Source organism: Reyranella sp. (genome assembly GCF_052439685.1).
Classification (GTDB): domain Bacteria; phylum Pseudomonadota; class Alphaproteobacteria; order Reyranellales; family Reyranellaceae; genus Reyranella.
The window spans coordinates 361,725-375,597 of the sequence record NZ_JBQVQG010000001.1; the positions used below are offsets into that span (position 1 = coordinate 361,725).

The 13,873-nt window shown below is 67.8% G+C and carries 16 protein-coding genes; 8 read left to right on the top strand and 8 right to left on the bottom strand.

Annotated features, from left to right (window positions below; genetic code table 11):
- Window positions 1-4: 4 nt before the first annotated feature.
- From ACT6UX_RS01685 to ACT6UX_RS01695, 3 genes are all read right to left on the bottom strand, one after another.
- The gene (locus ACT6UX_RS01685; RefSeq protein ID WP_444773403.1) at window positions 5-640 is read right to left on the bottom strand and encodes a TIGR02466 family protein; all 636 of its coding nucleotides are present in this window, start codon (window positions 638-640) and stop codon (window positions 5-7) included.
- A 9-nt stretch (window positions 641-649) separates the two neighbouring features.
- Complete coding sequence (tsaD, locus tag ACT6UX_RS01690) at window positions 650-1,687, bottom strand: tRNA (adenosine(37)-N6)-threonylcarbamoyltransferase complex transferase subunit TsaD (RefSeq protein WP_444773404.1); 1,038 nt, start codon at window positions 1,685-1,687, stop codon at window positions 650-652.
- A gap of 109 nt (window positions 1,688-1,796) precedes the next feature.
- On the bottom strand, window positions 1,797-2,444 hold the full coding sequence (locus ACT6UX_RS01695) for a 2OG-Fe(II) oxygenase family protein (RefSeq protein ID WP_444773405.1): 648 nt from the start codon (window positions 2,442-2,444) through the stop codon (window positions 1,797-1,799).
- Window positions 2,445-2,581: 137 nt separating this feature from the next.
- On the opposite strand from ACT6UX_RS01695, the gene hemC reads away from it, so the two are divergent.
- Genes hemC through ACT6UX_RS01725 form a run of 6 tightly spaced genes read left to right on the top strand, consistent with a single transcriptional unit; the run spans window position 2,582 to window position 7,314 of the window.
- Window positions 2,582-3,508 (top strand): hydroxymethylbilane synthase, encoded by a 927-nt coding sequence (gene hemC, locus ACT6UX_RS01700; RefSeq protein WP_444773406.1) that lies wholly within the window; start codon window positions 2,582-2,584, stop codon window positions 3,506-3,508.
- 43 nt (window positions 3,509-3,551) lie between these two features.
- A complete protein-coding gene (locus tag ACT6UX_RS01705; protein WP_444773407.1) occupies window positions 3,552-4,364 on the top strand; it encodes a M48 family metallopeptidase in 813 nt (270 codons plus the stop codon).
- Window positions 4,361-4,588: a sulfurtransferase TusA family protein gene (locus ACT6UX_RS01710; protein WP_428677426.1), complete on the top strand. Its 228-nt coding sequence runs from the start codon at window positions 4,361-4,363 to the stop codon at window positions 4,586-4,588. The genes ACT6UX_RS01705 and ACT6UX_RS01710 overlap by 4 nt, the downstream gene beginning before the upstream one ends.
- A gap of 45 nt (window positions 4,589-4,633) precedes the next feature.
- Window positions 4,634-5,839: a phosphoglycerate kinase gene (locus tag ACT6UX_RS01715; RefSeq protein ID WP_444773408.1), complete on the top strand. Its 1,206-nt coding sequence runs from the start codon at window positions 4,634-4,636 to the stop codon at window positions 5,837-5,839.
- A gap of 10 nt (window positions 5,840-5,849) precedes the next feature.
- The gene (locus ACT6UX_RS01720; protein ID WP_444773409.1) at window positions 5,850-6,464 is read left to right on the top strand and encodes an NUDIX hydrolase; all 615 of its coding nucleotides are present in this window, start codon (window positions 5,850-5,852) and stop codon (window positions 6,462-6,464) included.
- A gap of 13 nt (window positions 6,465-6,477) precedes the next feature.
- A complete protein-coding gene (locus ACT6UX_RS01725; RefSeq protein WP_444773410.1) occupies window positions 6,478-7,314 on the top strand; it encodes a hypothetical protein in 837 nt (278 codons plus the stop codon).
- Between the two features lie 12 nt (window positions 7,315-7,326).
- Here the strand turns inward: ACT6UX_RS01725 and ACT6UX_RS01730 are convergent, their stop codons facing one another.
- Genes ACT6UX_RS01730 through ACT6UX_RS01745 form a run of 4 tightly spaced genes read right to left on the bottom strand, consistent with a single transcriptional unit; the run spans window position 7,327 to window position 10,922 of the window.
- Window positions 7,327-7,923 (bottom strand): septation protein A, encoded by a 597-nt coding sequence (locus ACT6UX_RS01730; protein ID WP_444773411.1) that lies wholly within the window; start codon window positions 7,921-7,923, stop codon window positions 7,327-7,329.
- Window positions 7,920-9,158, bottom strand: coding sequence for a signal recognition particle-docking protein FtsY (gene ftsY / locus ACT6UX_RS01735; protein WP_444773412.1), 1,239 nt, complete (start codon window positions 9,156-9,158; stop codon window positions 7,920-7,922). Before ftsY ends, ACT6UX_RS01730 begins: the two co-directional genes overlap by 4 nt.
- A 9-nt stretch (window positions 9,159-9,167) precedes the next feature.
- A complete protein-coding gene (dapF, locus tag ACT6UX_RS01740; RefSeq protein ID WP_444773413.1) occupies window positions 9,168-10,016 on the bottom strand; it encodes a diaminopimelate epimerase in 849 nt (282 codons plus the stop codon).
- Window positions 10,017-10,022: 6 nt separating this feature from the next.
- On the bottom strand, window positions 10,023-10,922 hold the full coding sequence (locus ACT6UX_RS01745) for a hypothetical protein (protein WP_444773414.1): 900 nt from the start codon (window positions 10,920-10,922) through the stop codon (window positions 10,023-10,025).
- A 71-nt stretch (window positions 10,923-10,993) separates the two neighbouring features.
- On the opposite strand from ACT6UX_RS01745, the gene ACT6UX_RS01750 reads away from it, so the two are divergent.
- Window positions 10,994-11,596 carry a 2-hydroxychromene-2-carboxylate isomerase gene (locus tag ACT6UX_RS01750; RefSeq protein ID WP_444773415.1) on the top strand — a complete coding sequence of 201 codons (603 nt, stop codon included), beginning with the start codon at window positions 10,994-10,996 and terminating at the stop codon, window positions 11,594-11,596.
- A 13-nt stretch (window positions 11,597-11,609) separates the two neighbouring features.
- Here ACT6UX_RS01750 and ACT6UX_RS01755 read toward each other — a convergent pair whose 3' ends face one another.
- On the bottom strand, window positions 11,610-12,266 hold the full coding sequence (locus tag ACT6UX_RS01755; RefSeq protein WP_444773416.1) for a lysostaphin resistance A-like protein: 657 nt from the start codon (window positions 12,264-12,266) through the stop codon (window positions 11,610-11,612).
- Between the two features lie 146 nt (window positions 12,267-12,412).
- On the opposite strand from ACT6UX_RS01755, the gene ffh reads away from it, so the two are divergent.
- On the top strand, window positions 12,413-13,816 hold the full coding sequence (gene ffh, locus ACT6UX_RS01760; protein ID WP_444773417.1) for a signal recognition particle protein: 1,404 nt from the start codon (window positions 12,413-12,415) through the stop codon (window positions 13,814-13,816).
- The last annotated feature ends 57 nt before the right edge of the window (window positions 13,817-13,873 follow it).

The following is a 13,873-nucleotide window of genomic DNA, read 5'->3' on the forward strand; positions in this document are numbered from 1 at the left end:
CCCGTCACAGGCTGAGATTGAAGGCGATGGAGATACGCTGGGCGGTGCCGCGATAGGGCCGCACTTGGTGCAGCACCCAGGACGGGAACATCACCAGCCGCCCGGCCCGCGGCGAGATCGTCTGGTTGGTGCCGACCGAGAGGCCCCCCGGCAGGCTGAAGGCGAGATAGGGTGCATACATCGCCGGCGCCGGTCCGCGCGGATCCATGAATTCGAGCTCACCGCCCAGCGACGGATCGGCCGGGATGCCGCCATCGTCGACATAGTAGACGCCCGACCAGTAGCTGCCGGGATGGGAATGGAATTCGTTGCCGTGACCGCCGCGGTTGATGTTGGCCCAGATATTGGCCTTCCACGCGATCGTAACCGCATTGCCTTCGCGATCGCTCGTGCTGCGGTTGGCGATGTTGCGCGCGATCGCCAGCAGCTTGATCGCGGGAACGCCCGCCCACTTGTCGAGATCCCAGCTCGACTGCCAGCCGCCGAGCGTGCTGTGCGGCTCGTTCTCCTGTTCGGCTTCGCGCTTCGCCAGGACTGGGATCAGCGCGGCATTGAGCTGCGGCCCGTCGGGAAGATCGGCGATCAGGATCGGCGTCGCGAAGGCGGCGACGGTTTCGAAGACGGGCGGGGCCTGGCTCATGGCGGCAGTCTACATCCGGTTGGCGGCGGCGGGATCGAGCGGCCAGCGCGGCCGGGGACGGAAATCGAGCGCATCGACCTGGCCGAGCCGCAGCCGTTCGACACCGGCCCAGGCGATCATGGCGCCATTGTCGGTGCACAGCCTGACCGGCGGCGCGACCAGCTTCGCGCCATGCGCCGCCGCGACCTCTTCCAACCGTCCGCGCAGATAGACGTTAGCGGCGACGCCGCCGGCCACCACGAGCGTCGACGAGGGGGCCCGTGCCAGCGCGTTGGCGCAGCGGTCGGCGAAGACGTCGCCCACGGTGCGCTGGAAGGAGGCGCAGAGATCGGCGACGGCCCGCGGATCGTCGGCGGGCAACTTCTCGACCGTCTGGCGCACGGCGGTCTTCAGGCCGGAGAAGGAGAAGTCGCAGCCGGGCTTGCGCCACATCGGCCGCGGCAGCGCGAAGCGGCGCGGGTCACCGCCCACGGCCGCCCGCTCGACGGCGGGTCCGCCGGGAAAGCCCAACCCCAGCAGCTTGGCGGTCTTGTCGAAACATTCGCCCGCCGCGTCGTCGATGGTCGTGCCCAGCCGCGTGAAGTCGCCGGGACCGCGAACCGTGAGCAGCTGACAGTGGCCGCCCGACACGAGCAGCAGCAGATAGGGAAATTCGACGGGCTCGGTCAGCCGTACCGACAGCGCGTGGCCTTCGAGATGGTTGACTGCGATGAACGGCTTGTCGTGCGCGAAGGCCAGCGCCTTGCCCGTCATGACCCCGACCATCACGCCGCCGATCAGCCCCGGCCCACCGGTCGCGGCGATGGCGTCGAGATCGGCGAGCCCCACGCCCGCTTCGTCGAGCGCCTGGGCGACCAGCCCGTCGATGCGCTCGAGATGCGCCCGCGCGGCAATCTCCGGCACCACGCCGCCGAAACGGCGATGCTCGGTGAGCTGGCTGTAGACCGTATTCGACAGGATGCGGCCGACCGGCTCGGCCCCGGCCGCGCCCTCGACCACGGCGACGGCGGTCTCGTCGCAACTCGTTTCGATGCCCAGAACGCGCATGCGGGACTTCTAGCGGCCTAGGCGTCGGGGCGCCAGACGACTCCTCGCCAACGCACCACCTCATCCTGCGGAGCGCTCCTCAGGGTGAGGTAGGTGTGCTGGGACGACTCTACAGATTCAGATTGAACGCGATCGAGATGCGTTCGGCCGTGCCGCGATAGTGCCGGACCTGATGCAGCAGCCACGAGGGAAACAGGACCATCCGGCCGGCCTTCGGCTGCAGGACCTCGTTGGCGCCGCCCGACAGGCCGCCCTTCATCGCAAAGCCGAGATGCGGCGCATACATCACCGGCCCGGCCCCGCGCGGATCGAGGAATTCGAGCGCCCCGCCCAGCGACGGATCGGCGGAGATGCCGCCGTCGTCGACGTAATAGACGCCGGACCAGAAGGCACCGGGATGCGTGTGCGGCAGGTTGCCATGGCCGCTGCGGTTGACGTTGGCCCACATGTTGGCCCGCCAGGTCACGGCGAACACGCCGGGATGGGGGCCGCCGGCATTGCCCGACCGGTCGATCGTCACGCGATTGGCGGTGTTCCGGGCGATGGCCAGCAGCTTCAGCGCCGGCACGCCGCCCCAGCGCTCCATGTCCCAGGTCGACTGCCAGCCGCCTTCGTTGGAAGCCTGTGTGCCGGGATGGGACTTCTCGCGCTCCTCGATGACCCGTCGCAGGTCGGCATTCAGGGCGGCCGCGTCCGGCACGTCGTGGACGACGAGCGGCGTGGCAAACAACGGTACGATCTCGAGATCCTGGCTCATATTCGGCCTCTGTTCGCCGCCTTCTTGCCTGCGGGCCCCGGACCCCGCAACTGCCGCCGGCCGCGACCTGTCGGCACCACGCCTTCTGGCGTGGGAGTTTCTGGCGTGTCGGGGCGCCCTGCGCTAGAGCAGCGGCCATGATGGCCCCCCTCCTCCGGCTCGGCACCCGCGGCAGCCCTCTCGCCCTCACCCAGACCGGCCTGGTGCGCGACGCCCTGGCCACTTCCGTGCCGGCGCTCGCGGCGCCCGGCGCCATCGAGATCGTGGCCATCAAGACCACGGGTGACGTGATCCAGGACCGGCCGCTCTCCGAAGCCGGCGGCAAGGGACTGTTCGTCAAGGAGATCGAGGAAGCCCTGCTGCGGGGCCGTATCGACGCCGCGGTCCACAGCATGAAGGACATGCCGACGGCGCAGCCGCCCGGCCTGGCGATTTCGGCCTTCCTGCCGCGCGAGGATGCGCGCGACGTACTGATCGCCGGTGATCTCGCACGCATCGACGACTTGCCGCAGGGCGCCGTCGTCGGCACGTCGGCGCTGCGTCGCAAGGCGCTGCTGCTGCACCGCCGGCCGGACCTGCGCATCGTCACGCTGCGCGGCAATGTCGACACGCGGCTGGCGAGGCGCGCCGACGGCACCGTGCAGGCGACGATCCTGGCGCTCGCCGGCCTGAAGAGGCTGGGCAGGAGCGGTGTCGGCGCCGCCATTCCGGAAGCCGAGATGCTGCCGGCGGTCGGCCAGGGCGCGGTGTGCATCGAAGCCCGCGAGGGCGACGCGCAGACGCGCGGCTGGCTCGCCGCGATCGATCACGAACCCACCGCCGTCTGCGTGCGGGCCGAGCATGCGATGCTGGTCGTGCTCGACGGGTCCTGCCGAACACCCATTGCAGGACACGCGATCCTGACGGGCGGAGAACTGCATCTGCGCGGCCTGATCGCCCGGCCCGACGGATCGGAAGTGATCGCAACGGAGCGTCGTGGTTCGATCGCCGAAGCCGCCGCCCTCGGTCGCGATGCCGGCGAGGAACTGAAGCGTCGCGGCGGACCGGGCTTCTTCGCCGACTGACGCACTCTCGACCGCGTGCGAACGGGCCCCTAGACTTCGGCCCATGCACCCCATCCTGCGCTCCCTGCTGATCGTGTGCGGCATCGCGTCCCTGCTCGCTGCGTGCGAAACGGCGCCGGTCTCCGGCCGGTCGCAGATGATGCTCGTCAGCGAGAACGAGGAGCGCGAGATGGGCCTGCAGGCCTATCGCGAAGTGCTGAACAAGGAGCCTCTGTCACGGGACTCCCAGGTCAACGCGATGGTCGAGAAGATCGGCCGTCGGATCGCCAACGCCGCCGAGCATCCGCCGCAGGAACTGTGGCGCGCGCCGCGCTTCCGCTGGGAATTCAAGACGGTCGACAAGAACGAGCCCAATGCCTTCTGCCTGCCCGGCGGCAAGATCGTCGTCTATACCGGCCTGCTGCCGATCACGAAGACCGAGGCCGGCTTGGCGGTCGTGATCGCCCACGAGGTGGCCCATGCCCTGGCCCGTCACGGCGCGGAGCGCATGAGCGACCAGATGGTGGCGTCGGTCGGCACCGCCGCCGCCGCAGTGGCCTTGTCGGCGACGGTGAGCGGCCGCAGCCGCACCTATCTGCCGGCCATGATGGCTGCGGTCGGCGCCGGCGCCACGGTGGGCTACATCCTGCCGATGTCACGCGCCCAGGAATCGGAAGCCGACCGGATCGGCCTCGTGCTGATGGCGATGGCCGGCTACGACCCGCGCGAGGCGATCGGCCTGTGGGAACGCATGCGCGCCGCCAGTTCCGGCAAGCGGCAGGCGGAATGGCTCAGCACGCATCCTGCCGACACCACGCGCATTGCCGACATCAGGCGCTGGCTGCCCGAAGCCATGCAATATTACAAACCGCGATGACCGATACGCTCGAATACGACGCCACCGGGCTGCTCTGCCCCCTCCCCGTCCTGCGTGCCAACCGCAAGCTGCGCGAACTGGCGCCCGGCGGCCTGCTCACGGTGCGCGCCACCGATCCCGCCGCCGAGGCCGACTTCCCCGCCTTCTGCCGGCAGACCGGACACGAGCTGGTCTCCGCCACGCGCGAGGGCGAGGTGCTGGTATTCGTGATTCGGAAACGCTAGACGGCGGAAACGCCAGACGCCCGTCGGACAGACAAGAGAGAGATCATGCCGCAGACGACCTTCAAGACGATCGATTCCGCCGACCTGTCCGGCAAGCGGGTGCTGGTGCGCGTCGACCTGAACGTGCCGATGAAGAACGGCAAGGTGACCGATGCGACGCGCATCGAGCGTGCGGCGCCGACGATCAAGGAGCTGGCCTCCAAGGGCGCGAAGGTGATCGTGCTCAGCCATTTCGGCCGTCCTGACGGCAAGCGGGTGCCGGAGATGACGCTGCGCCCGCTCATCGAGCCGCTGGAGACGGCGCTCGGCAAACCCGTTGCCTTCGCCGAGGATTGCATCGGCCCGCTGGCCGAGGCTGCCGTGCGCAACATGAAGCCGGGCGATGTGCTGCTGCTCGAGAATCTACGCTTCCACAAGGAAGAGGAGAAGAACGACGCCGGCTTCATCGACAAGCTCTCGCTGCTGGGCGACGTCTACGTGAACGACGCCTTCTCGACCGCGCATCGCGCGCACGCTTCGACCGAAGGCCTCGCCAATCGCCTGCCGGCGGTCGCGGGCCGCCTGATGCAGGAAGAACTCGAAGCGCTCGACAAGGCGCTGGGCAATCCGAAGCGCCCGGTCTGCGCCATTGTCGGCGGCGCCAAGGTCTCGACCAAGCTCGAGCTGCTCGGCCATCTGGTGGGCAAGGTCGACAAGCTGATCATCGGCGGCGGCATGGCCAACACCTTCATGCATGCCCAGGGGATCGGGGTCGGCAAGTCGCTGTGCGAGAAGGACCTGGCCTCGACCGCACTCGAAATCCTGGAAAAGGCCAAGGCCGCCAAGTGCAAGGTGCTGTTGCCGGTCGACGTCATGGCGGCCGACGAATTCAAGGCCGGCGCGCCGCATGTCGTGGTCGATGCCAACGCCTGCCCCGACGACAAGATGATCCTCGACGTCGGCCCGAAGACGATCGCGCTGTACCAGCAGGAGCTGGCCGACTGCTCGACCGTCGTGTGGAACGGCCCGCTCGGCGCCTTCGAGATCAAGCCGTTCGACACCGGCACGGTGGCGATCGCCCAGGAAGTCGCCCGGCTGACCGGCATGGGCAAGCTGCTGTCGGTGGCCGGCGGCGGCGACACGGTGGCGGCGCTGGCCGCGGCCGGCGTCGAGGAGAAGTTCTCGTACGTTTCGACCGCAGGCGGCGCCTTCCTCGAATGGATGGAAGGCAAGACCCTGCCCGGCGTTGCAGCGCTGATACGGGCAGCGTAGCGTCGGCGCCATGAGCGCCCCCTCCACGCCGCCCGACCGCCCGCGCCTGCCGTGGGATCCGCCCGAGCATTTCGAGAAGCGGGTCCCCGACGGCGACAATCGCGAGCGGCTGGTCTGCGGACGCTGCGAGTTCATCCACTACCAGAACCCCAAGGTCGTCGCCGGCGCGGTCTGTACGTGGCGCGATGACAGGGGGCAAGACAAGATCCTGCTGGCCAAGCGCGCCATCGAGCCGCGCAAGGGCTTCTGGACCCTGCCCGCCGGCTACATGGAACTCGGCGAGACGACCGAGCAGGCCGCCCAGCGCGAAGCGCTGGAAGAGGCTTGCGCCACCATCGAGATCGACCGGCTGCTCGCCATGTACAGCGTGGCGCGCATCGGCCAGGTGCAGATCATGTATCGTGCCCGGCTGGTCACGGCCGACATCGCCTGCGGTATCGAGAGCGAGGAAGTGGCGCTGGTCGACTGGGCCGATATCCCGTGGGACCAGCTCGCCTTCCCCACGGTGGTCTGGGCGCTCGCGCACTTCCACGAATCACGCGACAAGACCGACTTCTCGACCTACTCCAACCCCACCGGCGACCTCGCCCGCATGTGGCCGCCACGCAAGCCGGCGGGGGTTTAGAGCCACCCCGCGCATGCCGACGCCTCTCTTTCGTGCGGGCCTCGTGGTAGCGATCATGCTCCTGCAGGCATGTGCCCCTTCGCCGTCGGAGCTGTCGATCCAGGCGATCGCGAAAGTGTCCGACCGGATCGCCGTCGAGATGTCGCCCTCGCTCTATACGAAGCTCGAGTCCCTGGGCGTATCCACGGCGCGCAACCGCACCATCGCGCTGGTCTTTCCGCCGGGAGGCGAGCCACCGCCGAACGCGACGTGCGTCGCCGATCTGAAAGCCGGCCTGGAGCGACAGCTCCACCAGCTCGCTTCCCGCACACGCATCGACTTCCGGCTGATCACCGACGTCGAGAAAGCCGCCGTCGTCTTCGTAGTGGGAGACACGGCGGACATGCTGGAAAAGAGAAACCCACCACTCAGAAGATGGATCGACGCCGCGGAGCAACGAACGTCCGCCTCGACGATGAATTTTCAGCACAACCGCGCGACGCCGCATTCGATCTCCGACTTCGTCGAAGGCGTGTACACCAACGGCGACGGAAGGCTGATCTTCGCCGCCTCGCTCATCCACTGGTTCGAGATGCACAATCGCCGCGAACGAAAGGACTGCACCCTCAACTTCGTTGAGCGGTTAGCACAGATCTATTCGGCCGGGCTGGATCTGGATTTCGAGGATCAGTACGCGAACGCCGGACGGCAGGCGCGCACGCAGGTTGGTCCAAGCGCTTACGAAGTCGACAGCCGCGATGCCGAGAGCTTTAGGGACGGCATCTTTTTCTGCGCCCAGTTTGTCGACCGGACGAAACTGGCGGCCTGCGCCATGGAGATCGTCAAACTGACTTCACAAGGGAAGCCCTAGAACCTCTCCGGGTCAGCTTCCCCGCGCGAAGGGATTGTCGTCGCCGTCCCAGTACTTCCTGAGCAGCGGGATCTGGAGGAAGGCGAAGACGAGGGTTAGCGGGAAGCTGAGGAACATCTTGCTGGCGATCCAGGTGTCGGTCGGGAAGTTCCGCCACATCACTTCGTTGACGATGGCCAGCACGAAGAAGAACACAGTCCAGCGCATCGTGAGCTGGTACCAGCCCTCGTCGGTCAGCTTGAAGGCCGCGCCGAACAAGGGCTTCAGCAGCGGTTTCTTGAACAGCACGAGACCGCCGCCCAAGATGACGGCGAACAGGCAGTTCACGATGGTGGGCTTCAGCTTGATGAAGGTGTCGTCCTGCAGCCAGATGGTGAGGCCGCCGAACACCAGCACGAAGAATCCGCCGACCAGCGGCATGATCGGCCAGCGCTTCTCCAGCCAGCGGTAGCAGGGCAGCGCGATCGCGGTCGCGACGATGAAGATGCCGGTGCCCCAGTAGATGCCCCAGCGCCCGTTGGCGACGAAGAACAGGACAAGCGGCCCGAGTTCCAGCGCCGTGGCGTAGAGCCGGCGCATGCCGTTATCGTCACTGCTCTTCTCGCTCATGCCGGCAATCCCATCAATCCGCGCGCGAAGGCGCGAGCCTCGAACGGCCGCAGGTCGTCGATGCCCTCGCCGACACCGATGGCCACGACCGGCAGCTTGAACTTTTCGGCCAGCGCCACCAGCACGCCGCCCTTGGCGCTGCCGTCGAGCTTGGTGAGAACCAGCGCGTCGACCGGCGACATGGTCTTGAAGGTCTCGACCTGGGCGTGGGCGTTCTGGCCCGTCGTGGCGTCGAGCACCAGCAGGCAGGAATGCGGCGCCTCGGGATCGAGCTTGCGGATGACGCGCACGATCTTGGCGAGTTCTTCCATGAGATTGGTCTTGTTGTGCAGGCGACCGGCGGTGTCGATCAGCAGAACGTCCGTCTTCTCGGCGCGCGCCTGCTCCAGCGCCTCGTAGGCGAGGCCTGCGGCGTCGGCGCCGGTCTGCTTCGACACGACCGGCACGCCGGCGCGGTCGCCCCAGACCTTGAGCTGTTCCACGGCGGCGGCGCGGAACGTGTCGCCCGCGGCCAGCATCACCGAGCGGCCCTCGCCCTTGTAGCGGCCGGCCAGCTTGGCGATGGTCGTGGTCTTGCCGCTGCCGTTCACGCCGACCACCAGCACGACATGCGGCTTGCGTGCGGCATCGATGGTGAGCGGCACGGCGACGGGCTGCAGGATTTCGGCGATGTCGTCGGCGAAGGCCGCGCGCACTTCCTCTTCGGTGACTTCCTTGCCGAAGCGCTCCTTGCTCAGCTTGCCGACCAACCGGGCGGCCACGGCGACACCGAGATCAGCCTGGATCAGCGCATCCTCGAGATCGTCGAGCGTCTGCTGGTCGAGCTTCTTTTTGGTGAAGAGGCCGGTGATGCTCTCGGCGACCTTCTTGGTCGACTTCGAGAGGCCCTCGCGCAGACGCGACAGCCAGCCTTTCTTCTCGACCTCGGGCTTCTCGGGCTCGGGCTTCTCGGGCTCGGGCTTCTCGACCTCGGGTTCCTTCTCGACCACCGCTTCGACAGGGGCGGTGACGGCGACCGGCTCGGGCTCGGGCTCCGGCGCCATCGGCACCGGCTCGCTCACCGGCTCGATGGAGGGCAGAGCGGGCGGTGTCTCGGACTCGACCGTGACGGCCGGCTCGACCGGTTCGGGCTTCTCGACCTCGGGCTCGGGCGGTTTAGGCGGCTCGACGGTCGGCGCCACCCGGGAGCGCAACCGCGCGAACCAGCCCTTCTTCTCGGGTTCCGTCTCGCTCACCGCGGCACCTCAGGAAAGCAGGGAGCGGTCGAGTTCGCCCCTGTAGGCGAGCGCGATGCCGCCGGTCATCGAAACATGGTCGTCGCGCAGCCATTCGATGGTGAGCGTGCCGTGCTCGACCACGACGTCGACCTTGCGGCCCGTGAGGCCGCGCCGTGCCGCGGCAACGCCGGCGGCACAGGCGCCCGAGCCACAGGCGAGCGTGAGGCCCGCGCCACGTTCCCAGACGCTGAGCTTCAGCCTGTTCTCTCCGATGATCTGCGCCACGCCGACATTCACGCGCTCCGGAAAGAACGGATCGTGCTCGAGTTTCGGGCCCAGTTCCGTCATCGGGATCGCGGCGAGATCGTCGACGAAGAAGGTCGCGTGCGGATTGCCGACGTTGGTGCCGACCGGATCCTGCAGCGGGCCGATGCCGACCGGCATGTGCCTGGTGTCGCAGGCCGTCGCGACCGGAATCTCGCGCCAGTCCATGCGCACCAGCCCCATGTCGACGGAGATCACCGGCAGGCCGTTGGCCCCGCGTCCGACCTTCTGCGATTCGAGCAGGCCGGCGACCGTCTGGATCGTCACATCGTCCGACTTGTGTTCGTCCATCACCACCGAGGCGACGCAGCGCGTGGCGTTGCCGCACGCCTGCGCCTCGCTGCCGTCGGGATTGTAGATGCGCATGAAGACGTCGGCGTCGGGCTCGGTCGGCGGTTCCAGCACGATGAGCTGGTCGCAACCCACGCCCAGGCGGCGGTCGGCGATGGCGCGCCGGCGCGGCACCGTCAGATCGAGCGCATGCAAGCGCGCATCGAGCACGACGAAGTCGTTGCCCAGCCCGTGCATCTTGAGGAAAGGCGTCCCGGCCATGCGGCGCTATATGGCGGTTCGGCCCGGCCAGCGCAACGAGCGCGCCCGGACCCGGCCCGCCTGCGGCCCGCCGATCTCGCGCACGTCGAGGGTCGGCAGCCGCTTGGTGTAGATCGTGAGATGCAGGATGCCGAGCGCCTCGTAGGGCATGGCCGGCTCGACGAACAGGCCGCGGGCGGCATCCCAGGCCGGCGTGGCGTGATGAACCGGCCAGTTGCAGCGGCTGGGCAGCGGCTCGCACGAGAAGCCGCGATCGTAGACCAGCACGTTGAGCGCCACCTGGTCCGTCATGTTGGTCGAGCGCTGCAGCGCCTCGCCCAGCAGGCCTGCCCAGCCCTGCCAGTGCGGCGCATCGGCCGCGAGGGCGAAGACACCGGCATTGATCAGCGGATAGCGGATCAGCCGGTCGGCCGTTTCCTTGTCGAAGCAGGCTTCGAACGCCGCCCCGTTGATCGACGAGAATTCCTGCCAGGCATGGCGATAGTGCCGCATCGAGCGGTGGATCTCGGGGGCCACCGCCAGCGCACCCGTGCGGGCTGCGGCGAGGAACAGTGCGACGGCGTCGCCCTGCTGCACCCAGCAATCGCCATCGATCCAGAGATAAAGATCGAAGCCCGGGAAATAGCGCGGCAGGAAGGGCCGGGCCGTCAGCGCCTTGTAGCCATCCTTCAAGGTTTCGCGGCCGGGAAAGTCGAAGTCCCATTGCGGGACCACGAGGATCGCGCCGTGTTCGCGGCACCAGTTGCGCTGCTCTTCGGTCAACCCGCAATCGAGGACGCCCAGCGCGAGCGCCCGGCCTTCCTCCGTCGCCTGCAGCGACTCGATGCAGTCGCGCATCAGGTCGAAATAGGCGGCATCGCCGCCGGTAATGGCGATGCCTCGCTGAGAATCGGGTTTTCCGCTCACCTCGCGAAGATGGCGTATCGACGGGCTTTACGCCACAGTCCGCGCCAACGAACGCCTCTCTGGGGGACCCTATGGGCAAGCATGTCGACTACTACGTCTCGCTGAACTCACCGTGGACCTATCTCGGGACCGCCCGCTTCGATGCCATGGTGAAGAAGCACGGCGCGACGGTCACGATCTGGCCGGTCGATTTCGGCTCGGTCTTCGCAGTTTCGGGCGGCCTGCCCCTGCCCAAGCGTGCGCCGCAGCGCCAAGCCTATCGCATGATGGAACTGAAGCGCTGGCGCGACCATCTCGGCATGAAGACGACGCTGGAGCCCAAGTTCTTTCCCGCCAACGAAGTGCCCGCCGCGAAATGCGTGATCGCCCTTCGCGAAGAGGGCCGCATGGCGGACGCGATCAAGGTCGCGCACGCGGTGCTGACCGGCCTGTGGGCCGAGGAGAAGAACACCGGCGACCTGCCGACCCTCCAGGCGATCATCGACGGATGCGGCCTCGACGGTGCCGCGGTCCTGAAGGCCAGCGAAGCGCCGGGCATCGCCGAGAAGCGCGAGGCCTATACCAGGCACGCCATTTCGCAGGGCGTGTTCGGCGCGCCCTCCTTCGTCATCGACGGCGAGATCTTCTGGGGCCAGGACCGGCTCGACTTCGTCGAGCGCAAGCTCGCGTCCTGATCGGAGGCCGAGCTCAAGGGCTCAGGAACGCTGCCGCCGACACCGCGATCGTGTTGTTGATGATGTGCGCCACGATCGTCGGGACCAACGAGCCGGTGCGCCAGCGCAGCCAGCCGAACCAGAAACCCAGCGGCAGCACGAGAAGAATGTGCAGGGGCTCAGTATGGGCGGCGGCGAAGGCCAGGGAGCTCAGCACGAAGGCAACGAGGTTGCTCCAGCGCCCCGCCAGCCAGCCATAGAACAGGCCGCGGAAGACCAGTTCTTCCACGATCGGGGCAAGCAGACCGAGGACGGCCAGGGTCTGGAGGACGCGCGCCGTGCCCTCGATGCCCTCCGTCACCTGCTTCACCCCCTCGGGCTGCGGCCCGAGCTGGCTGACGGCGAAGGACAGTACGGTGGTGCCCAGGACGGCGAGGACCACGGCCCGCCCGCCGACCGGCCGCAGACCCAGCGCCGCCGGCGCGTTCCGGCCGAGCGGCAGGACCGAGATCCCGAGGGCCAGAAGGCAGGTCCCGAAGAAGGCGCTGAGCACCAGCAGGTTGCTTCGTTCGGGCAAAAGCCAGAAAACCAGCAGCCCGATCAGCGGCGCCACGACCACGAAGGTCAGCATCGACCAGCCGGGAAGGCGCGGCGAATCGTTGTTCTTCAATAGGTTAGCCGGCTCGTCCAAGCGTTTTGACTCCTGACGCGGCAGGCTTTATACCCCGCCGGCTCAATCGGTCGTGCCGATTTACTAGGTTCCCCCTTCGGGGAGCTCCGCTGATCCGCGAAGGTTCGCGCATCGGCGCGATACGTCTTTGAGCGAACGGGAGCACGATGTTCGAGGGTCTTAGCAAGCGTCTGGGCGATGTTTTCGACAAGCTCCGGGGGCGTGGTGCGCTTTCCGAGGCCGATGTCGACGCGGCCCTGCGCGAGGTGCGGACCGCCCTGCTCGAGGCCGACGTCGCCCTGCCCGTCGTCCGCCAGTTCATCGACGAGGTCCGGCCGAAGGCGATCGGCGCCGACGTCATCCGCTCGGTCACGCCGGGACAGATGGTCGTCAAGATCGTCAACGACCACCTGGTCGAGATGCTGGGCGGCACCGTCTCGGACCTCGACCTCGGCGCCATCCCGCCGGTCGTCATCCTGATGGTCGGCCTGCAGGGCTCGGGCAAGACCACTTCCTCGGCCAAGATCGCCTATCGCCTCAGCCAGGGCCCGCAGGGCATGGCGGCCGAGATGTTCGGCGGCAGCTTCTCGACCCGGCGCAAGGTCCTGATGGCCTCGCTCGATACGCGCCGCCCGGCCGCGCAGCACCAGCTCAAGGTGCTGGGCGAGCAGACCGGCGTTCCGACCCTGCCGATCGTCCCGCTCGAGATGCCGCTCGCCATCACCCGGCGCGCCCTCGAGACAGCCAAGCGCGAGGGCTTCGACGTCCTCATCCTCGACACGGCGGGCCGGCTCTCGATCGACGAAGAGCTGATGAAGGAGGTCGCCGACATCAGCGACCTCGCCAAGCCGAAGGAGACGCTGCTCGTCGCCGACGCCATGACCGGCCAGGACGCCGTGAACGTGGCCAAGGCGTTCAACGAGCGGCTGGCCGTCACCGGCATCGTGCTGACCCGCGTCGATGGCGATGCGCGCGGCGGTGCGGCGCTGTCGATGCGCGCCGTCACCGGCCGGCCGGTCAAGCTGATCGGCGTCGGCGAGAAGTTCGACGCGCTGGAGCCGTTCCATCCCGACCGTATCGCCTCGCGCATCCTCGGCATGGGCGACATCGTCTCGCTGGTCGAGCGCGCCGCCGAGACGATCGACAAGGAAGATGCCGAGAAGCTGGCGGCCAAGGTCCGCAAGGGCCAGTTCGACATGGACGACCTGCTCAACCAGCTGCGCCAGCTGCGCAAGATGGGCGGCCTGTCCGGACTGATGGGCATGCTGCCGGGCGCCATGCAGGCCAAGGCCGCCATGTCCAAGGCCAAGATCGACGAGGGCCAGCTCAAGCGCCAGGAGGCCGTCATCCTGTCGATGACGCCGAAGGAACGCCGCAACCCCGACCTGATCCACGCCTCGCGCAAGAAGCGCATCGCCAAGGGCTCGGGCGTGCAGGTGCAGGACGTCAACAAGCTGCTCAAGCAGCATGCCGACATGCTCAAGATGATGAAGCGGGTGAACAAGCTCGGCGAGAAGGGATTCATGCGCAGCCTCGGCGGCATGGGTGGCCCGCCGGGCTTTCCGCGCTGAGGTTTCAAGAAGTCAGCAAGATCGACATCAGACAAATCACGCGAATCGATATCGAAG